We start from the raw sequence: 19367 nt of genomic DNA on the forward strand, positions 1-19367 counted from the left end.
AACCCGCCCGGCGCAAGGGTTGCGCGGGGCAGCGCCGTTCAGGACGCCAGCATCTCCTCGACCCATGCCGGCACCAGCTGGCTCGCGGGGCCGAGGCGGGATTCGTCGAACCAGGCGCTGCCTTCTGACGGTTCGAGATTCAGCTCCAGCGTGCGCGCGCCGTAGGCCTGCGCCATGCGGACGAACCCGGCGGCCGGATAGACAGCGCCCGACGTGCCGATCGACACGAACAGATCGGCACGGGCCAGCGCCGCTTCGATCCGGGCCATCTGATAAGGCATCTCTCCGAAAAACACGATGTCGGGCCGTAGGTCGCGCGCGCCGCAGATAGGGCACGCCGCTGCAGGCGGGAGAAGACCGGTCCACGGCAGACGATGATCGCAGGCGGCACACAGCGCGCTGTTCAACGCGCCATGCATATGGAGGAGGTTGCGCGAGCCGCCCCTCTCGTGGAGATCATCGACATTCTGCGTGACCAGCAGGAGCTCGCCGTGCCAATGCGCTTCCAGCCGGGCGAGCGCCTCATGCGCGGGATTGGGCTCAACGCGGTCCAACGCGGCGCGACGCATATCATAGAAGCGATGGACCAGCGCAGGATCGCGCGCCAGCGCTTGAGGCGTGCAGACATCCTCGATCCGATGCTGCGCCCAAAGGCCACCCTCCGAGCGGAAGGTCTCCAAGCCGCTTTCTGCCGAGATGCCGGCGCCGGTGAGGATGACGATATTACCACGTTCCGTCATGACGTTTCGGAAAGCCACGGCTTCAGAAAGTCAAAGCGGATCCTTCTCATCTTTTTGCAGCGAGGGAGTTCACCCAGTCCAAGGTCGCTGGACCGTTTTTCAATTCAAGTCGGTGAGGCATAAATCGCGCGAATTCGCTACTTGGCTTTAATATCCCGGGCTGAAACTCAGAGGTTGTTGTGATGATCCCTTTGGACGCGCCATCATCTATCATCAACGCTCCCAGCATTCCTCGGACATCATCGTGTGTCACGCGATGTCCGGGCTTGTAAGCCTTCGTTTGCTCTAGAATTCTTATGGAGCCGTGGCCGCGTTTCACAGCGATCACGTCCCTGCCCTTGTCCCCCTTCTGAGGGGTCAAGGTGACCTCGTCGAAACCTGCTTTTTCATAACAGGCGGCGATGAACTCTTCAAATTTCCTTGGCTCCTGTACGAAACGGAAAAGAAAGTTGGGATCGCGCCCAAGCTCTTCAACAATCGCCAGCCACGGTAATCCGGCAGCACGGATCAAAACGCCTTCGTTGGTTTTGTCGCCACGGAAGATGAGCTCGGCCTGAAGAAGCAATTCCGGCGAGCCCCGCGGACGAATTGCCAACGATGGCCTCGTACCGAGATCCAAGCCCAGACCTAACCCCATCCCTACCATATCAAGACCATGCCCTTTGGTTGCCACTTTGGCAATCCGACATCCCCCAAGGGGAACGCCTCAGCCGGTGGGATGACAAGTGCGTTCGAGTCTGGCATCGGCGCGATGAGACAGATTTGGGGCGAAGGACGCAAGCATCATGACGGCGATCGGCATCTTTGGCGCGCGGGGGCGCATGGGTCAGGCGATCGCGGGGGTTGCTGCGGATGCCGGGATTGCGGTGGCCGGCGGAACGGACAGTCAGCCGGGCGGGACCATCGGCGCAGAAGGCGCGGCGATCACCAGCGACGCGATGGGTCTTGCAGACAGCGCGGACGTGCTGATCGACTTCTCGGTGCCCGGCGCGCTGCAGGCGCATCTCGATGCCTGCGTCGCGGCGGGGAAGCCGCTGCTGATTGGCACGACCGGCCTCGAAGCAGCGCATCACGCCGCCATCGACCGCGCGTCGGCGCACATCGCAGTGCTGCAGACGGGCAATACCTCGCTCGGCGTCAATCTGCTGGCTGCGCTCGTTCGGGAAGCGGCCGCGCGACTGGGCGACGATTGGGACATCGAAATTCTGGAGATGCATCACCGCCACAAGGTGGACGCTCCTTCCGGCACGGCGCTGCTGCTCGGCGAAGCGGCGGCGGCCGGGCGCGGGATCAGCCTTGCCGAGCATAGCGCGCGGGGGCGCGACGGGATCACCGGCGCGCGCAAGGCCGGCGACATCGGTTTTGCGGCGCTGCGCGGGGGATCGGTCGCGGGCGACCATCTTGTGGTGCTGGCCGCCGATCAGGAGCGGATCGAGCTGGGTCACCGGGCCGAAAGTCGCATCATCTTCGCCCGTGGTGCGGTGAAGGCCGCGCAATGGCTGATCGGCAAGGCGCCGGGACGCTATGCCATGACGGATGTGCTGGGGCTGTAGGTCTTGAGCCGCCAGCGCATTCTCAACCGCGACCAGATTTTCACGCTGTTCTCGCGACTGGCGGAACATAATCCCGAGCCGCGCACCGAGCTGGATTATGGCAATGATTTCCAGTTGCTGGTGGCCGTCGTCCTCTCCGCGCAGGCGACCGATGCAGGCGTCAACAAGGCGACACGGCGGCTGTTCGAAACGGTGAAAACGCCGGCGGACATGGTGGCGCTCGGCGAGGAGGCGCTCAAGGAACACATCAAGACCATCGGCCTGTTCAACACCAAGGCCAAGAATGTCATCGCGCTCTCGCAGGCCTTGGTGGAGACCTATGGCGGCGAAGTGCCGCGCGACCGGGACGTGCTGACCACCCTGCCGGGCGTGGGGCGCAAGACAGCCAATGTGGTGATGAACACGGCGTTCGGCGAGGAAACCTTTGCGGTCGACACGCACATCTTCCGGGTCGGCAACCGGACGGGGCTGGCCCCTGGCAAGACGGTTCTTACCGTCGAGAACGGCTTGGAAAAGCGCGTCCCTCAGCCCTTCCGACGTGATGCCCACCATTGGCTGATCCTGCACGGCCGCTATGTCTGCAAAGCCCGTAAGCCCGAATGCTGGCGCTGCATCATCAGCGATGTATGCCTATTCAAAGAAAAGACGCCCGCACCCTGATTTCACCATATAGGTAAATTTTCCCTGTCCTACAGCACCGATTCGGTGGCTTAAGGGCGCTGCGGCGATTCGGCCGCGGCACCTGCCACAGGAAAGACACGGACATGGCCGACCGCTTCGAAACCCAGACCGACACCCTCACCCAGCCGGCGCGCGAGGCCTTTGCCATTACGCCCCACGCCACCAACGAAATCGACCCGCTGCCCAAGGCCATTTATGTTGGAACAGGCGGCGCCATCACCCTGCGCGCGGCGGGATCCAGCACGGACGTGGTGCTCAAGAATGTCGCGTCAGGGCAGATCCTTGACATTCGCGCCCGCTTCATCCGGGCCAGCGGCACGACCGCGGCCGACATTGTGGGCCTTGCCTGATGGTCGGTCCCGGATTTGGATTCGGCGCTGCAGGGTCTGGGCGCCGCCATCGGCCCCTTGGCGTCTCCCCGACGCCCGCCCCCAGTTGGACGAGCAGACCCGCTATGACCGGCGCCGCCAGCCCTCCGCGCGTCGGCGATATGCTCACCGCTCTGGGCGGCATCATCGTGAACGGCGCGGCGACGGGCTGGCAATGGCTGCGCGATGGCGTACCGATCGCAGGCGCCACCGCCAACAGCTATGTGCTGTCCGCAGCCGATACGGGATCGATGATCGGCCCGCGCGAGCTGGCGAACGGGGCCAGCGGCAGTGGGTCGGCCGATGCGGACCCCGTCGGGCCGGTCGCTGCGGCGCTCATCGCGGCGAGTTACAGCGCAGGCTTCACGCTGGCGCAGTTTCCGAGCTACGAAGAGAAGCGGATTTACCAGCGCGCCACAACCAGCGGCGGTGGCCAGGGCAAGGGCACCGGCACGATCCGCGTGCCGCTGTCTGGCACCGTCACCGCCGGCACGGTCGGGGTGCGCATCCGTTCCGCCGATGATGGCACGACGATCCTGCAGGGGCCATGGACCGCCGGCACGATCGCAAGCGGCGCCACCTATGTCGACGTAACCGGCGTGGACGCGCGGCTTGGCTGGTTCTTCGTCGATCTGAAGGGCGCGGATGGCGCTTGGCAGCTCGGCACCGTCAAGGTCGGCATGGGCATGCTGACCGGCTTTGCGGGTCAATCGCTCACCGTGCGGATGCTGGGGCGCCAGGCCACCGATTCGACAGCGACCTTCGCCTCGCTGGGCATCGTGCCAGATCCTAACAGCGCTGTGCTGGCGCGATATGTGGATGGCAACACCTACAATCCCGCCTCCGCCACCATGCCCTGGCAGACGCCGGGCGACATGAGCAATAGCACCGGCCCCAATTCCGTCGGCGTCGGTGAATATCTCAACCGCATGATTGCGCTGACCGGCGTCAACTGTGGCGTTGTCGGCCATGCGGTCGGCGGCACCACTATCGCCAGCTTCTTTAGCGGGCAGAGCAACTGGACGGCGCTCACCGAGGTGATGAACCGGGCCGGCAATGGCTTCGAGGCCTTTGTCTGGGGCCAGGGCCATACCGAGGCCCTCTATGGCATCCCGCCCAAGGCTTATGGTCAGGCCCTGAGCACCCTCTTCAGCCAGCTGACCGCGCTCAACAGCCTGCCATCCTTCGCCCGTCTCGTCTGGACCATCCCCTCCATGGGGTTGCTGCGGAGCTGGGGCACGCCGTGGCAGGTGAGCCGCATCCGCAAAGGCGCGCAGGACTGGTGCGCGGCCAATGGTGCGACGTATGTCCACATGGACGATACGCTGATGAGCGGCGACGGCATCCACCAGACACAAGCCGGCTCGCTGACCATGGCGCGCCACCTGTATCGCGCGCTGCGCAGTTCTTATGGCGCGAGCGCAGGCCTTGGCCCCGCGCCCCTCTCCGCCACCCGATCCGGCACCACCATCACGCTTACGCTGAGCAATGTCGGCCAGAGCGCTCTCGTGCTGAGCGGCACGCCGGGCAACCGCTTGTGGGTGTTCCCGCGCGGCCGGGTGAACCCGATGGCCAACAACGCGACCGACAACCGCTTCCCGGTGGCATCGGTCAGCGCAGTGAACGCCACGACGCTCGCGATCACGCTCGCCAACGATCCCGGCCCCGGACATGAGCTCGACCTCTGGGTCTACTTCCCGAGCGGCCCTGCCAATGCAGCGACCGACACGATCCGCGATGACCGGACCGATGGAGACGGCATCACCACTGGACGCATCGTGCAGGGCAGCACGCTCCCCATCGCCATCGCGGCGCCGACGCCGGGCGGCGCGATCAATGCCCCGCCGAGCGGCTTCATCGCGCCGATCAGCCCGCTCAGCATGGCCGAGACAAGCACGACCTACGCCGCCAGCACCGGGGGCGCGGCGTTCGGCCAGCAGATCACCGGCGGCTCCGCCCGTGGCAGTTACAGCCCGGTCTTCGCGCCGATTACCGTGGAGGGCTTCTTCACCTGCCCGGACCCGCTCCCGGGCGCGATCCAGGTCCTGTTCGGCGGGTTCGGAAGCAACGGCTCCCGCTTTGTCGCCATCGATGGCGCCGGCAAGCTGCGGGTCTGGAGCGGCCTGACCGGCACCACCGTGCTGGCGCCCGGCAAGCGCTACCATGTCGCCTGCCAGGCCGGGCCGGGAGGGCTGGCGCTCTATGTGACCAACGTCACCGATGGCCTTCCCGGCACCCGCGAGAGCTATGCCGCGTTCGGCGAGACGATCGTGCCGGCCGCCTCGGGCTATTCGCTCCGCAACCATAACGGCGAATACGGGCTCACCGGCGGCGCGCTGGATGAATGGGCGGTGTTCAACAGCGAGCGCTACAGTGGCACGAGCTACGCCTGCCCGAGCGGCCCGTTCACCGGCGATGAAGCGGATATCGTCGCGCTCTATCGCTGCGATGGCGACGCAAAGGATGCGGTGACACGATGACCGGCCCGCAACTCGCGCGGAAGCTGGATCAACTGATCGGCAAGGTGGAAAGCCTTGCCGAGACGGTCGACCGGCAGGCGCAGGAAATCGGCCGCGCATCCGAACGGCTTGCGCTGGTCGAGCAGGACACCAAGCGGACCATGGAAGTGATCGAAGCCTGGCGCGCGGCGAAGCTTTGGCTGCGCTGGAGCCGATGGGTGGCGGGTTTCATCGCCTCGATGATCGCCGCGTTCGCGGCCTTCAAGGGCTTGAGCAAATGAACGCGCGGGACACGCTGCTGGGCGGCGCGGTCGGCAGCGCTTTCATCGGCCTCGCCATCATGATCGCGGCGCCGTTCATCGCGCGATGGGAAGGGACACGGACCGACCCTTATCGCGACATTGCCGGCATTTGGACGGTCTGCACCGGCGAGACCCGCGCGCCGATGCGGCGTTACACGCCCTCCGAATGCGCAGCGATGCTGGATCGAACGCTGGCCGCCGACTGGGCGCCCGCGGTGCTGCGCGCCGTGCCAGCGCTCAAGGATCGGCCTTACCAGTTCGCGGCAGCCATCTCGCTCACCTACAATATTGGCGAGGCGGCCTTTGCGCGCTCGACAGTCGCGCGGCGATTCAACGCGGGCGATTGGCCCGGCGGCTGCGATGCGTTCCGGCTCTGGGTGATGGTCGATGAGCGGCGCGTGCAGGGGCTGGTCAACCGGCGGGAGGCAGAGCGCCGGCTCTGCCTGACCAACCTGTGACGCCGCGGGGATGGCCCGCCGCCACCGGCGCGCTCGCCCTGGCTCTTATTCTCGCGCTGGCATGGGGGATGCGTGTAGACCATCTGCGCGAACGCCATGCCGCCGCACTCGCACAGGCTCGTCAGGATTATCGCGCCGCCCAGGCCAAGGCGCAGGCGGATTTCGACGCGCAGGTCGCCGCGCTACGCGTCCACAACAGGAGGCTCAACGATGCTGCCGAACAGAAGAGCGAGGCTCTCACCCTTGTCTATCGCGATCGCGTTGTGCGCCTGCCAGTCGCGCCCGCTGCCTGTGCTTCCAATCGCCCCGGCCTGCCCGCGTCCGGCGATGCCCAGCCTGTTGACCGATCCGGTCGCGATCCCATCCTTCTTGACCGCGCCGACGCCCTGATCTGCGCGACCAATACTGCCCGGTTGGAGGCGGCGCGCGCCTGGGCGCTGGAGATGCAGACCGGGCCGTGACCTTGCGGCCGAGCCTCATTGCGGATTGACCCCCGCGCGGCGAAATCATAGGGAGTTGCGACCTTGCCGGATTAGCACAGTGGTAGTGCAGCGGTTTTGTAAACCGAAGGTCGCGGGTTCAAATCCTGCATCCGGCACCATTTCCTCATGATGTGAGGGTGGATGCAAAACCTCGCCCTATTTCGCCTCAAAGCGCGCGGATGGATGTCCGGCGATCGTCGAGAGCATTCAGGTCGGCGCTCAGGTGCATTGCATCCGAGCGCTCATCGGGATGAAAACTGCGCGACAGTCCAGCAAAAACGCGCTGCTGTTTCGCTCGGTTGAGAGGCGCGTCTGCAGCAGTGTTGGAGACCTCGGGCTTGGTCTCGCCGGCCCACTTGTAGCCGGCAATTCCGTCCATCAATCGAACGACGGAATCCCTCAGCGAACCGGACGCCTGGAGCGCATCGCCCACAGGGTTGGCATAGGAGACGGGGCTCATGGAACGGCGACGCCAACCAACAATCACATCTTTGATCACGTAAAGTCCCCCGTCGACGCCCCGAAGCATTTACAGGCCGGTGCAACCTTCTGCTGCCTTGAGCGTTTACACCCTTTTTTGGGCGGAGCAATTGCCATCCGCGTGGGAAAAATCGCGCGCCGAGCGGCGCTGCGGGCACTCGATTTGAGGCAAAAAATGGATCGTTTGGCGCCGCGATGGAGAGTTCCCTGCGCCAACGGCGTTGAGCGCGGAAGTCCAAACCCCGCCAGAATGGCAGAAATTCTGGGATATGGCACGCTCCGACCGCGCTAGCGTTAGCGCGTCATGCCCAATTGATGACCGCAGAAGCACTGCCACCGGCATGCCTCTGCTCGACCGAAAACCGTATTAAAACGGCACGATGCATTTGACAGCGGGCTCAACTATTTGCACTTTATTTGTCGGAGTAAAACGCGTGATGATGCGCTGAGGCGCCGCAGACAGGCGAAGAGTGAAGGGAGCGGATCATGCGCGAGCACGCGGCCAGCGGAGTCACGCGGCGACGGCTGATGGGAGGCGCGGCTGCCGGGACGCTCGCTTTGCTCGGGTCACCACTCGCCGCGCGCACCGGGGCGCTGGGATTGGGAGCGCAAGCGCCCTTCCCGCTGATCCGCAGCGGCGTGCCGGCTGCGGTGATAATCGATAGCGAGGCCGACACTGCGGTGGGGCATGTCGCCACGCGATTCGCGGAAGATATTGGGCGGGTGTGCGGCACGGCTGCGCGCGTGTCGAAAGGCTATGGGAGCGCGCCTTCCGGCGTGGCTGTCATCATAGGCGTGCTGGGCCAAAGCCGATTGATCGACGGTCTGATCGCTGCCGGAAAGATCGACGTGGGCGATCTCGCGGGGGCCTGGGAAGCCTTTCGGCGAATCGTCGTGGATCATCCGGCCAAGGGGATCGAGCGCGCGCTGGTGATCGTGGGGTCGGATCGGCGCGGCGCCGTGTTCGGCACCTATGATGTCTCCGAGCAGATCGGCGTCTCGCCATGGCACTGGTTTGCCGATGTGCCGGTCAGGCGACGGCCGGACGTGTCGATCGCCGCCACGCCGGTGCGGGATCAGCCCAAGGTGCGCTACCGAGGGTTCTTCATAAACGACGAGGCACCCTGCCTGAGCGGTTGGGCGGAAAAGACATTCGGCGGCTTCAATGCCGCGATGTACGCCCATGTCTTCGAGCTTCTGCTGCGCCTCAAGGGCAATTATCTCTGGCCGGCGATGTGGGCGCCGCGCGCTTTCGCCGCCGACGACTCGCAGAACATGATCCTTGCCGATGAAATGGGCGTGGTGTTGGGCAATTCCCACCACGAGCCGATGCTCCGGGCGCAGGACGAGTGGCACCGCAATCATGAGGGCGGCGTGACCGGCGGACGCTGGGATTACACGACCAACGCCGACAATCTGCGCGAATTCTGGCGCGGCGGGATCGCCCGCATGATGTCGAAAGGGAACGGCGGGCGCTATGAGTCCGTCGTCACCATCGGGATGCGCGGCGATGGCGACGAAGCCATGGCGGAAGGCACCGCGATCCCGCTGCTCGAACAGATCGTGACGGACCAGCGCGCCATTATCGCCCAGGTGACCGGCCAGAGCGCAGACAATATCCTGCAGGTCTGGGCGCTCTACAAGGAAGTGCAGGATTATTACGACCACGGCATGCAGGTGCCCGACGATGTCATCCTGCTGTTCGCCGACGACAATTGGGGCCAAATCCGCCGCCTGCCCGATCCGGCCGCGAAACCCCGCAGCGGCGGCTATGGGGTCTATTATCACTTCGATTATGTGGGCGTGCCGCGCAACTATAAGTGGCTGAACACCAACCAGATCGAGAAGGTCTGGCAGCAGATGGACCTCGCCTATCAGCGCGATGCCCGGGCGATGTGGATCGTCAATGTCGGTGACATCAAGCCCATGGAACATCCGCTAAGCTTCTTCCTGGCGATGGCCTGGAATCCCGAGGCCATGACGCCGCAGGCGCTGGCCGCTTATCCGGCGCGCTGGGCGGCGGCGATCTTCGGCCCCGAACAGGCCGAGGCGATCGGTGCGATGATAACGGCCTACAGCCAATATGCCGCGCGGCGGAAACCCGAACTGATCGATCAGGACAGCTTCCCGCTGGGCGACATCACACCGCGAGCGCTGGACGGCGGCGTGTTCGGGGCGCTGGTCGCTGAGTGGGATGCGCTCGAACGCCGGATGCTCGCCACGCGGACGCGGCTACGCCCCGAGCAGCACGATGCTTATGATCAGCTCCTCGCCTATCCGATCAGCGCGATGGCCAATCTGTATCGGCTCTATTATGGCGCGGCGTGGAACAAGCGGCTGGCGCAGGACAACGACCCGCGCGCCAACCATTTCGCGGACATGGTGGAAACGAGCTACCAGCGCGATGCCGATCTGACCGCACACTATCATACGCTCAATGGCGGCAAGTGGGATGGCATGATGGCGCAGGTGCACATCGGCTATGTCATCTGGCAGCAGCCGACCCAACAGAGCATGCCCAGCATATCGCGGGTCGGCGATGGCACGACGAAGGGCGCCCCCCTCTTCGTCACGCCCCGCCCTGCAGACCCCCGCGTCATCACGATCGCGGCGAACGACTTCTCCCGCGCGCGCCATGCCAAGGGTCTGCGCTGGACCCCCATTGCCCATCTCGGCCAGGGCGGCAGCGCGATGGTGGCTCTGCCGCAAGGCAGGCCGGCGACCACCCCGACCGACGGGGTCGCGCTCGATTATGAGGTGGACGTCCCCCAGGCCGGGACCGGCCAGATCACGGCCTATCTCGTCCCCACGCTGGATACGATGGGACAGGCCGGAGTCGCGCTCGGCGTGTCTCTGGACGATGGCCCGGTCACGGTCTTGCGAGCCGTGCTGGAGCCGACGGGCGGCGCGCAGGACACATCCGCCAAGCAGCGCTGGGCCCAGGCGGTCATCGACAACAGCGTGCGCCTGACCGCCGATCTCGGCCCGGTTCAGGCCGGGCGGCACCGGATCAGCATCTGGCGGATCGACGACAATGTCGTGCTGGAAAAGCTGGTGCTGAGCATGGCCGGCGAAGAGGGCCGCGCGCCCGCTCCGGCATGACCCATGAAAAAGGGCCGGAAATCCGGCCCTCTCTTCATTTCGCTGCGAACGAAACCGGTCAGCCGAAGCTGACCGACACCTTGCGGCGGCGCATCATAATACCCACCAGCGCCAGACCGCCGAGCATCAGCGCCCAGGTCGCAGGCTCAGGAATGGGATTAGAGGCCGGCGGCGTCACAGGCGGATTATAGGCCGCCTCGCTCACCTGCACATAGCCGCCGAACCAGTCGCCCCAGCAATCGGGGCAGGTGTAGTTCGCCTTGAACTGCAGGGTTACCGACCCGGCATCGGCAAAGCCGGAGCCGATCAGCGCGTTGCTCCAGCCCGGCGTCAGATTGCTGGCGATGCTCGTGCCGTTGAGCAAAATGTCCGTGAACTGGAATTTCGGCGAACCGCTCAGAAACAGATCCACCTTGCTGTAGGTGGGCAGATTGAACGTGAATGTCTGGTCCACCGTCGAGAATTGGGAGACCTGGACGCCCCAATAATCGATGCCGGCCCACTGGCCTGCTGGGTTGTTGATCCCGTCGGTAATGGTCGAGGTCGCCAAAGCGGGGACCGACACCAAAGACAATGCGAGCGCCGCAGCGCCAAGCCTCACGTTCATCATGCTGTTCTCTCGAAGAAGATCGGGCTCCGTCCTGGTGCTTCGCTATCGACGATCCGGCCCTGTTGCAGCCATGATAATCGACGCGCATTCACCGAACAACTTCCTTAACCATCAATATCTTAAGGAATGGATAAGGCCTCTCCGCGCAGCGTTCCGTAGCGGCAATCCACCCGTTCGGTATAATTTGTGACAATTTGCGGCTGGACGAAAAATGCGCGCTCACCCATTCATCGGGCATGAACCGCGCATTCCTGCTGCTATCGGGCATCGTCCTGCTGCCATCCTGCACCATGGCTCCCGCTTATGAGCCGAAAAGCGCCTCCGCTCTGGGGGTGCCCGATCAGTGGTCCGTGCCGGCAACGCCGGACCGGGCGGACCTGACCCGCTGGTGGCTGAGCTTCGATGATCCGGTGCTGGGCCAGTTGGTGGAGCAGGCCGCGCAATCCAACCTCGACCTCGCACAGGCGACGGCGCGGCTGCGGCAGGCGCGCGAGGCGCTGGTGATCAGCCGCTCGAGCCTTCTCCCATCGGCCAGCGGCTCGGCCGGTTACCGCCGAACCGAACCGCTGCGGGGCGGCGACAGGACGACGACGCTGCCGGATGGCTCGGTCGTGACCGTCGGCGACGGCGGCACCGACAGCTTCTCGCTGGGGCTGGACGCCAGCTACCAGCTCGATCTCTTCGGCGGCGTGCGCAGCTCCGTGGCGACCAGCCGGGCGCAATATGAAGGCGCGGGCTTCGATTATGCGACCGTGCTGCTCTCGGTGCAGAGCGAGGTCGCGCGCAATTATGTGCTGGCGCGTGCCTATCAGGCGCAGATCGAGAATGCGCGGTCGAGCCTCGCGATCCAGGATGATAATCTGGAGATTGCCGGCTTCCGCGTGCAGGCGGGGCTGGTTTCTTCGCTGGATGCCGAGCAGGCGCGGGCAAGCCGGGCACAGACTGCCGCCAGCGTGCCGCAGATCGAGCAGCAGTATAATGCCGCCGTCTCCCGCATCGGCGTGTTGACCGGGCAGGCACCCGGCGCGCTCAAGGAGATGCTGGCAGCGCCCAAGCCGATCCCCCATGGGCCGGAGGAGATCGCTGCCGGCATCCCCGCCGACGTGCTGCGCCAGCGCCCCGACGTGCGTACCGCCGAGCGAAACCTCGCCGCCACTACCGCGCAGATCGGCGTCTCGCGCGCGCAGCTTTTCCCGGCACTCAGCATCGGCGGTAGCCTCAGCGCGGGCGCCACCAGCATCGGCAGCGTGCTCGATACGATCACCGGCAGCCTGTTTGCGAGCCTCAGCCAGCTCATTTTCGATGGCGGCCGCACCAGCGCCCAGATCCGCTCCGCGCAGGCGGGTGCGGAAGGCGCCTTCGCCAGCTATCGGTCGACCGTGCTGACCGCGCTGGAAGATGTCGAGAACGCGCTGGTTGCGCTGCGCACCGCCGGTGAGCGGGAACGACAGTTCGCCATCGCCTTCGATGCGGCCAACACCTCCGCTTTGCTCGCGCGGGACCAGTATCGCACCGGCCTAACTGACTTCACCACGCTCAACACGCAGGAAGCCTCGCTCATCTCGGCCCGCAACGGCCTGGTGCAAGCCCGCGCCGACAAGGCAACCGCCCTGATCGCTCTTTACACCGCACTGGGTGGCGGGTGGGATTCCACCGTCACGCCGACCGCGCCTCAATGACCGGAAGCACAAGCATGGCAGATCAGCAACTCGATGATTTCCTCGGCGTGAAGCCGCAGCCGGCCTGGCGTCGCCATTTCAAATGGGTCGCCATCGTCGCCGGCGCGCTGCTACTCATTCTGCTCGCCTGGCGCTTCTTCGGCAGCGCGGAGGCGCCCGGCTATGTGACCGCGCCGGTGCAGCGCAGCCACCTCGTCACCACTGTCTCGGCGACCGGCAAGCTGGCGCCGACCAATCAGGTGACGGTCGGCTCGCAGCTCTCCGGACTGGTGGTGCGCGTGCTGGTGGACGTGAACGACCGCGTGACGCAGGGCCAGCCACTCGCCGAAATCGACCCCGAGCAGATCGAAGACCAGATTCGCCAGGGCCGCGCGCAGCTTGCTGCCAATCAGGCGCAGGTGGCGCAGGCCAAGGCAACCCTCTCCGAATCGCAGGCGCAGCTTGCCCGGCTGGAAGAGGTCGCCCGACTTTCCGGCGGACGCGTCCCTTCCAAGACTGAATTGCAGACCGGACGCGCCAATGTGCAGCGCGCGCAGGCTGCGCTGCGGGTGGCCGAGGCCAATGTCGTCGCCAGCCAGGCCGCGCTTTCCCAGAACCAGACACAGCGGGCCCGCGCGATCATCCGCTCGCCCGTGGCGGGCGTCGTGCTCGCTCGTCAGGTCGACCCCGGCCAGACGGTCGCGGCCTCGTTCAACACGCCGACCTTGTTCGTGATCGCCGAGGATCTCTCCAAGATGAAGCTGGAAGTCGCCATTGACGAAGCCGATGTCGGCACGGTCAAGGAGGGCCAGAAGGCGACGTTCATCGTGGATGCCTTCCCTGAGCGGACCTTCCCGGCCGTCATCACCCGTGTCGACATCGGCTCCAATCTCTCGGCCAGCGCGGCCAGCACCTCCTCGACGTCGAGCACGTCCACGAGCGGCACCACGGGTCAGGTTGTCTCCTATGCCGCCGACCTCAGCGTCGATAACGAGAAGCTCGACCTGCGCCCCGGCATGACCGCGACGGCGGACATCGTCACGTCCGACAAGAAGGATGTGCTGCTGGTGCCCAACGCGGCGCTGCGCTTCTCCCCGCAGGCGCAGGGCGGCAGCCAGGCCGGCGGCGGGCAGTCCGGCATCACCGGCGCGCTCTCGATGGGGCCCCGCCGCAGAGGCGGCGGCAATGACCGCAGCGTCACCGTGGGTCGCGGGGCGCAGCAGCAGGTCTATGTGCTGGGCGACGATGGCAAGCCGAAAGCGGTGCAGATCACGACCGGCGACACCGACGGCTTCCATACCGAAGTGCTCTCCGGCGACCTCAAGCCCGGCATGAACGTCATCACCAGCCAGCTCAGCGGGGCCGCCAGCAGTGGCCGATAACGCCTTCATTTCCCTGCGCGGCATCACCAAGGTCTATGGCGAGGGCGCGACGGCGTTCCAGGCGCTCAAGGGCGTCGACCTCGACGTGGCGCAGGGCGATTTCGTGGCGGTCATGGGCCCGTCCGGCTCCGGCAAGTCGACGGCGATGAACATCCTCGGCTGCCTCGATGTGCCGACCTCCGGCGCCTTCATGTTCAAGGGCGTGCATGTCGAGACGCTGGACCGGGATCAGCGGGCACTGCTGCGCCGCAAATATCTCGGCTTCGTCTTTCAGGGCTTCAATCTGCTGGCGCGCACGACGGCGCTCGAAAATGTCGAGCTGCCCCTGCTCTACCGCGGCGATGCCAAGGATGCGCGGCGAGAGGCGGCAATGAGCGCGCTCGAGAAGGTCGGGCTGGACAAATGGTGGGACCATACGCCCGCCGAACTCTCCGGCGGCCAGCAACAGCGCGTCGCCATCGCGCGCGCGATCGTCACCAATCCCGATGTGCTGCTCGCCGACGAGCCCACCGGAAATCTCGATAGCGAGCGCTCGGTGGAGATCATGGAACTGCTGAGCGGCCTTAATCGCGATGCGGGCATCACCGTGCTCATGGTGACGCACGAGCCAGACATGGCCGAGTTCGCCCGCACCATCGTGCATTTCAAGGACGGGCTGGTCGACCGCATCGAGCAGGGCGCCGGCAAGAGGGCGATGCACTGATGCTGGGCACCACCTTCCTCCTCGCGCTCCGCTCGATCCTGCGGCACAAGCTGCGCTCCTTCCTGACGACGCTGGGCATCATCATCGGCGTGGCGGCGGTCGTCACCATGGTGACGCTGGGCAAGGCGACGACAGCCGCCGTGCAGCAGCAGATCGCGGCGCTTGGCACCAACATCCTGCAGGTGCGGCCCGGCCAAGGCTTCGGCCGGGGGGGCGGCGGGCCGCGTCCGCCCGAGTTCGAACCCTCGGACGTAACGGCGATTCAGCAGCAGGTGGCGGGCGTTACCGCGGTCGCACCGCAGGCGCAGGCCAGCGCGACGGCGATCTATGAGGGCGCCAATTGGTCGACGACGATCAACGGCACGACGATGGATTATTTCAAGGTGCAGCCCTGGCCACTAAGTGCCGGGCGCATGTTCACCCCGGCGGAGGAAACCGCCGGCAAGGCCGTGTGCATCATCGGCTCGACCGTGCAACGCAACCTCTTCCGGGGCGACGATGCCATCGGCAAGCGCTTCCGCATTGGCGATGTCAGCTGCGACATCGTCGGCACGCTGAGCACGCGCGGACAGGCCGGCTTCGGCGGCGATCAGGACGATGTCGTCATCATGCCGATCAAGGCCGTGCAGCGGCGCTTTACCGGGACGACGGATATCCGCCTGCTGATGGTGGGCGTCGATCAAGCCTATTCAACCCAGCAGGTGCAGGCCTCCCTCACCGACCTGCTGCGGGACCGGCGGAAGATCACCGGCGGCAAGGAAGATGACTTCAACATTTTCGACACCCGCCAGATTTCCGACACGCTGACCGGCACCACGACGCTGCTCACCCGCATCGTCGCGGCGGTGGCGGGCATCAGCCTTGTGGTCGGCGGCATCGGCATCATGAACATCATGCTCGTCTCCGTGACGGAACGGACCCGCGAAATCGGCATTCGCCTCGCCATCGGCGCGGTGCAGCGCGAGGTGCTGCTGCAGTTTCTTGTGGAGGCGGTGGTGCTCTCCTGCCTCGGCGGCGCGATCGGCCTGCTGTTGGCCCAAATCGCCATCGCGGTGGCGACGCCTTTGATGCAGGTGCCGTGGACGTTCGACGCGCAGATCAACGTCTTTGCCTTCTGCATTTCGGCGCTGATCGGGGTGGTATTCGGCTTCTTCCCCGCCCGGCGGGCGGCGGCCCTGAACCCCATCGACGCGCTTCGGCACGAATAGGGGGTCTAATCCTCCCCCGTTCGTGTCGAGCGAAGTCGAGACACGCCAGCGCTGTCCTAACGTGTCTCGACTTCAGCTTGCAGCTGAAGTTTATCCTGAGCGCCCGCCTGCGGGCAGTCGAAGGGCTCGACACGAGCGGGCAGGCAAAGGCTCACAATTCCGGCAAGCTCTGCGCCATCAATCCCCAGCCCCGCAGAGACTTGTCCCGTGACCGCTCGATCAACGCGTCCGCATCCGCGATGCTGAACGGATGCGCGTCCTTCGCATCCTCCAGCTCCTCCCAACTGATCGGCACCGCAACGGGGGCGCCGGCGCGGGCGCGGGCCGAATAGGGCACCACCGCCGTGCCGCCCCGCTGGTTGCGCAGATAATCGATGAAGATGCGCCCCTTGCGCTTGGCCTTGCTCATCGTGGCGACGAAGCGCTCCGGCTCGGCCATGCTCATCGCCTCTGCGAAGCGATGCGAGAAATCCTTGTGCGTGTCCCAATCATGCCCCGGCGTGAGCGGAACGACCACATGCACGCCCTTGCCGCCGGACAGCATGGCGAAGCTGACCAGCCCGATATCCTCCAGTCGCCGGCGGATATCCCGGGCCGCGCGGATGATCTCGGAGAAATCCAGCGCCTCATCGGGATCGAGATCGAAGATCATCTTGTCAGGATGCTCGACATCGCTGGCCCGCGCGGCCCAGCCGTGGAACTCGATAGTCCCCATCTGCACGCAGGCGAGCAGGCCCTCGCTGTCCTGCACGTAGAGATAATCCTCCGTGCCGCCATCCTTCTCGCGAATGGGCACATGATGCACATGGGCGCCGAACGAACCGCTATCATGCTTCTGGAAAAAGCACTGCTTCGCCCGGCCCTGCGGGCAGCGCACCAGGCTGATCGGCCGGTCCGAGACGAAAGGCAGCATGATCGGCGCGATCGCCGCATAATAATCGGCCAGATCGCCCTTGGTCTGCCCGCTCTCGGGGAAAATCACACGCTCCCGGTTGGAGATCGGCACTTCGCTCTTCGCCTTGGGTGCGGGGGCTTTCTTTTCGGGCGTCACGGCGGTCGCATCCTTGTCGCTGCGCAGCCCCAGGAAGCTGCCATGCCGAACCCGGCCGTCGCCGGTAAATTCCGCAAAGGCCACCTCGGCAACCAGGTCCGGCTTGATCCACTGCGCGCCGCGTGCCTCGGCCCGAGGCACATCGGCCGCCGGGGTCTTGCGCGCGCGCGTGGCGAAGCGGGCCGCGAGATCGTCCATCGTCGCCGCATCGAAGCCGGTGCCGACCTTGCCTTTGTAGACCAGCTCCTCCCCCTCTCGCTGGCCCAGCAGAAGTGAGGCAAACGGGCGCCCCTTGGCGCTGCTGCGGGTCCAGCCGATCAGCACGAACTCCTGCCGCAGCGTACATTTGACCTTGAGCCAGTTGCGGGTCCGCGCGCCGCGATAGGGCGCGTCGATGCGCTTGGAGATAATCCCCTCCCCACCCGCCTTGCACATGGCGGCAAACAGCTTCTCGCCCGCACCAATGACATGATCGGCGACATGCAGCGGCGCCTGTGCCGGGTGGAGCAGCGATTCCAGCCGCTCCTTGCGCTCGATGTTCGAACTGCCGCGCAGGTCCGCGCCCTCGAGGCTCAGCAGATCGAAGGCGAAGAAGCTGAGCGCGGCTTTCCCCTCGTCCTTGAGCGCGGCCTGCAACGTCGAGAAATCGGGGTTACCGCCCTTACCCAGCGCCACGATCTCGCCGTCAATCAGCGCGGGCGGTAGATCCAGCGCGGCAAGGGCATCGGCAATGGGCTGAAACTTGTCCGTCCAGTCGAGGCCGCTGCGCGTAAAGAGCCGTACATCCGCCCCGTTGACGGCTGCGAGTGCACGATAGCCGTCGAACTTGATCTCGTGCATCCACTCATTGCCCGTGGGCACCGCATCGACCAGGGTCGCCAGCTGCACGGACTGGAAATCCGGCCGCTTGGCTTTCGACTGAGCTTTCGACGCCCGGCGCTCAGGCGCCGCCGCCTTCTTGGCAGCCTTGTCATTATGCGCAGCGGCGGCCTCCATCGCTTGGGTAAAGGCCTTGCCCTTCTTGCCGGCCAGCGACTGCGCGCCCGCCGTATCCGCCGCGATCTCCGCCATGGTGCGGTCGGTGAGCACGGATGTCAGTGATTGCTCCACCAGAACGTCGCCGGTGCCGGCGAAGGCGTCGTCGATCTTGCGCAGCAGCCAATTCTCGCGCTTTTCGCCGGGGCGCGGCTTCATCCGCACCAACAGCCATTCGCCCTTCATCCGCTCGCCTTCCAGCCGGAAATGGAGGTGGCCCTTCTCGATATCCTTGGCGCTCTTGCCTTCCACCGGCGCCCAGCTTCCCTTGTCCCACAGCATCACCGTGCCGCCGCCATATTCGCCCTTGGGGATGATGCCCTCGAACGTCGCGTAGGAGAGCGGATGATCCTCCGTGCGCACCGCGAGGCGCTTGTCGTCCGGGTCCACGCTCGGCCCCTTGGTCACCGCCCAGCTCTTGAGCACGCCGTCCACTTCCAGCCGGAAGTCCCAGTGCAGCCGCGTCGCATCATGCTTTTGCACGATGAACAGATTGCCGCCGGGGCTGCGCTCCTGCTTGCCAGCCGGCTCGGGCGTCCGCGTGAAATCGCGCTTGGCGTCATAATCGGCAAGGGGGCTCTTGCGGGGCATCAGCTCTTCTCCTTTTCCTTGTCGAACGCCCTCTCTGCGAGGCGAGGCTCGATCCAGCGCCGCTCCACCAGCCGCAGAAAGGTCAGCATCACCACCGACACGATGCTCGCCACCCAAACCAGCGGCCACTGCGCCGCACCGCACGCAATGCCCACCACGGTCGCCAGCCAGATGTGCGCCGCGGTGGTGAGATTATGGACCTCGCCCTTGCTGAAGACGATGAGGCCGGCCGCGATGATACCGACGAACGTCCCCGTCGCTTCGAAGATACGCAGCGGATCCATGCCCGACTGGCCGGTCGCCAGCTGGCGATAGAGCGAGATCGAGCTCACCGTCATCACCGCCGCGCTGAAGCAGATGAGGCCATGGGTACGAAGCCCGGCAGCGTGTCCGCGCAATTCCCGGTCCAACCCCAACGCCAATCCCAGCAGGGCCGCGATGCCCAGCCGCAGCATCACCTCCCCATCGACCCAATGCAGCGGCGTTCCGGGGTTGAGATCCATG

The 19367-nt window shown here is 65.5% G+C and carries 17 protein-coding genes, 1 tRNA gene and 1 pseudogene; 13 read left to right on the forward strand and 6 right to left on the reverse strand.

Annotated elements, in window-relative coordinates:
- Positions 1-38: 38 nt before the first annotated feature.
- Positions 39-740: an NAD-dependent deacylase gene (locus tag M2332_RS05550; protein ID WP_264573281.1), complete on the reverse strand. Its 702-nt coding sequence runs from the start codon at positions 738-740 to the stop codon at positions 39-41.
- Positions 741-786: 46 nt separating this feature from the next.
- A complete protein-coding gene (locus M2332_RS05555) occupies positions 787-1386 on the reverse strand; it encodes a restriction endonuclease (RefSeq protein ID WP_264573282.1) in 600 nt (199 codons plus the stop codon).
- Positions 1387-1525: 139 nt separating this feature from the next.
- On the opposite strand from M2332_RS05555, the gene dapB reads away from it, so the two are divergent.
- From dapB to M2332_RS05595, 8 genes are all read left to right on the forward strand, one after another.
- Complete coding sequence (gene dapB, locus M2332_RS05560; protein WP_264573283.1) at positions 1526-2293, forward strand: 4-hydroxy-tetrahydrodipicolinate reductase; 768 nt, start codon at positions 1526-1528, stop codon at positions 2291-2293.
- A 3-nt stretch (positions 2294-2296) separates the two neighbouring features.
- Positions 2297-2953, forward strand: coding sequence for an endonuclease III (gene nth / locus M2332_RS05565; RefSeq protein ID WP_264573284.1), 657 nt, complete (start codon positions 2297-2299; stop codon positions 2951-2953).
- A 104-nt stretch (positions 2954-3057) separates the two neighbouring features.
- A complete protein-coding gene (locus M2332_RS05570; protein WP_264573285.1) occupies positions 3058-3324 on the forward strand; it encodes a spike base protein, RCAP_Rcc01079 family in 267 nt (88 codons plus the stop codon).
- Between the two features lie 104 nt (positions 3325-3428).
- The gene (locus M2332_RS05575) at positions 3429-5822 is read left to right on the forward strand and encodes a sialate O-acetylesterase (protein ID WP_264573286.1); all 2394 of its coding nucleotides are present in this window, start codon (positions 3429-3431) and stop codon (positions 5820-5822) included.
- Complete coding sequence (locus M2332_RS05580) at positions 5819-6082, forward strand: hypothetical protein (RefSeq protein ID WP_264573287.1); 264 nt, start codon at positions 5819-5821, stop codon at positions 6080-6082. The genes M2332_RS05575 and M2332_RS05580 overlap by 4 nt, the downstream gene beginning before the upstream one ends.
- A complete protein-coding gene (locus M2332_RS05585; RefSeq protein WP_264573288.1) occupies positions 6079-6561 on the forward strand; it encodes a lysozyme in 483 nt (160 codons plus the stop codon). Before M2332_RS05580 ends, M2332_RS05585 begins: the two co-directional genes overlap by 4 nt.
- Positions 6558-7022, forward strand: coding sequence for a hypothetical protein (locus M2332_RS05590; protein WP_264573289.1), 465 nt, complete (start codon positions 6558-6560; stop codon positions 7020-7022). Before M2332_RS05585 ends, M2332_RS05590 begins: the two co-directional genes overlap by 4 nt.
- 65 nt (positions 7023-7087) lie before the next feature.
- Positions 7088-7162 (forward strand) — tRNA-Thr (locus tag M2332_RS05595).
- Positions 7163-7209: 47 nt separating this feature from the next.
- Here the strand turns inward: M2332_RS05595 and M2332_RS05600 are convergent.
- Positions 7210-7542, reverse strand: a complete 333-nt coding sequence (locus tag M2332_RS05600; protein WP_264573290.1) for a hypothetical protein — start codon at positions 7540-7542, stop codon at positions 7210-7212.
- Positions 7543-8009: 467 nt separating this feature from the next.
- Between M2332_RS05600 and M2332_RS05605 the strand changes: the two genes are divergently transcribed.
- A complete protein-coding gene (locus M2332_RS05605; RefSeq protein ID WP_264573291.1) occupies positions 8010-10625 on the forward strand; it encodes a glycosyl hydrolase 115 family protein in 2616 nt (871 codons plus the stop codon).
- Between the two features lie 58 nt (positions 10626-10683).
- Here the strand turns inward: M2332_RS05605 and M2332_RS16645 are convergent.
- A pseudogene (locus M2332_RS16645) lies at positions 10684-10779 on the reverse strand (PEPxxWA-CTERM sorting domain-containing protein); the annotation flags it as partial.
- A gap of 692 nt (positions 10780-11471) precedes the next feature.
- On the opposite strand from M2332_RS16645, the gene M2332_RS05615 reads away from it, so the two are divergent.
- Genes M2332_RS05615 through M2332_RS05630 form a run of 4 tightly spaced genes read left to right on the forward strand, consistent with a single transcriptional unit; the run spans position 11472 to position 16186 of the window.
- Positions 11472-12914 (forward strand): efflux transporter outer membrane subunit, encoded by a 1443-nt coding sequence (locus M2332_RS05615; protein WP_264573293.1) that lies wholly within the window; start codon positions 11472-11474, stop codon positions 12912-12914.
- Positions 12915-12928: 14 nt separating this feature from the next.
- Positions 12929-14275 (forward strand): efflux RND transporter periplasmic adaptor subunit, encoded by a 1347-nt coding sequence (locus M2332_RS05620; protein WP_264573294.1) that lies wholly within the window; start codon positions 12929-12931, stop codon positions 14273-14275.
- Positions 14265-14978, forward strand: coding sequence for an ABC transporter ATP-binding protein (locus M2332_RS05625; RefSeq protein WP_264570898.1), 714 nt, complete (start codon positions 14265-14267; stop codon positions 14976-14978). Before M2332_RS05620 ends, M2332_RS05625 begins: the two co-directional genes overlap by 11 nt.
- Positions 14978-16186, forward strand: coding sequence for an ABC transporter permease (locus M2332_RS05630; RefSeq protein ID WP_264573295.1), 1209 nt, complete (start codon positions 14978-14980; stop codon positions 16184-16186). Before M2332_RS05625 ends, M2332_RS05630 begins: the two co-directional genes overlap by 1 nt.
- Positions 16187-16337: 151 nt before the next feature.
- Here the strand turns inward: M2332_RS05630 and ligD are convergent, their stop codons facing one another.
- Together ligD and M2332_RS05640 are read right to left on the reverse strand one after the other, a co-directional pair.
- Positions 16338-18863 (reverse strand): DNA ligase D, encoded by a 2526-nt coding sequence (gene ligD, locus M2332_RS05635; protein ID WP_264573296.1) that lies wholly within the window; start codon positions 18861-18863, stop codon positions 16338-16340.
- Positions 18863-19366, reverse strand: coding sequence for an MgtC/SapB family protein (locus M2332_RS05640; RefSeq protein WP_264573297.1), 504 nt, complete (start codon positions 19364-19366; stop codon positions 18863-18865). The genes ligD and M2332_RS05640 overlap by 1 nt, the downstream gene beginning before the upstream one ends.
- Between the last annotated feature and the right edge of the window lies 1 nt (position 19367).

Source organism: Sphingobium sp. B11D3A (assembly GCF_025961695.1).
Taxonomy (GTDB): domain Bacteria; phylum Pseudomonadota; class Alphaproteobacteria; order Sphingomonadales; family Sphingomonadaceae; genus Sphingobium.

What these genes read in the sequence shown, in the direction of transcription:
- M2332_RS05630 (WP_264573295.1), top strand. Translation starts at nt 14,978, where the DNA reads ATGCTGGGCACCACCTTCCTCCTCGCGCTCCGCTCGATCCTGCGGCAC.
- M2332_RS05615 (WP_264573293.1), top strand. Translation starts at nt 11,472, where the DNA reads ATGAACCGCGCATTCCTGCTGCTATCGGGCATCGTCCTGCTGCCATCC.
- M2332_RS05550 (WP_264573281.1), bottom strand. Translation starts at nt 740, where the DNA reads ATGACGGAACGTGGTAATATCGTCATCCTCACCGGCGCCGGCATCTCG.
- M2332_RS05585 (WP_264573288.1), top strand. Translation starts at nt 6,079, where the DNA reads ATGAACGCGCGGGACACGCTGCTGGGCGGCGCGGTCGGCAGCGCTTTC.
- M2332_RS05640 (WP_264573297.1), bottom strand. Translation starts at nt 19,366, where the DNA reads ATGGATCTCAACCCCGGAACGCCGCTGCATTGGGTCGATGGGGAGGTG.
- M2332_RS05580 (WP_264573287.1), top strand. Translation starts at nt 5,819, where the DNA reads ATGACCGGCCCGCAACTCGCGCGGAAGCTGGATCAACTGATCGGCAAG.
- dapB (WP_264573283.1), top strand. Translation starts at nt 1,526, where the DNA reads ATGACGGCGATCGGCATCTTTGGCGCGCGGGGGCGCATGGGTCAGGCG.
- M2332_RS05620 (WP_264573294.1), top strand. Translation starts at nt 12,929, where the DNA reads ATGGCAGATCAGCAACTCGATGATTTCCTCGGCGTGAAGCCGCAGCCG.
- ligD (WP_264573296.1), bottom strand. Translation starts at nt 18,863, where the DNA reads ATGCCCCGCAAGAGCCCCCTTGCCGATTATGACGCCAAGCGCGATTTC.
- M2332_RS05575 (WP_264573286.1), top strand. Translation starts at nt 3,429, where the DNA reads ATGACCGGCGCCGCCAGCCCTCCGCGCGTCGGCGATATGCTCACCGCT.
- M2332_RS05605 (WP_264573291.1), top strand. Translation starts at nt 8,010, where the DNA reads ATGCGCGAGCACGCGGCCAGCGGAGTCACGCGGCGACGGCTGATGGGA.
- M2332_RS05570 (WP_264573285.1), top strand. Translation starts at nt 3,058, where the DNA reads ATGGCCGACCGCTTCGAAACCCAGACCGACACCCTCACCCAGCCGGCG.
- M2332_RS05555 (WP_264573282.1), bottom strand. Translation starts at nt 1,386, where the DNA reads ATGGTAGGGATGGGGTTAGGTCTGGGCTTGGATCTCGGTACGAGGCCA.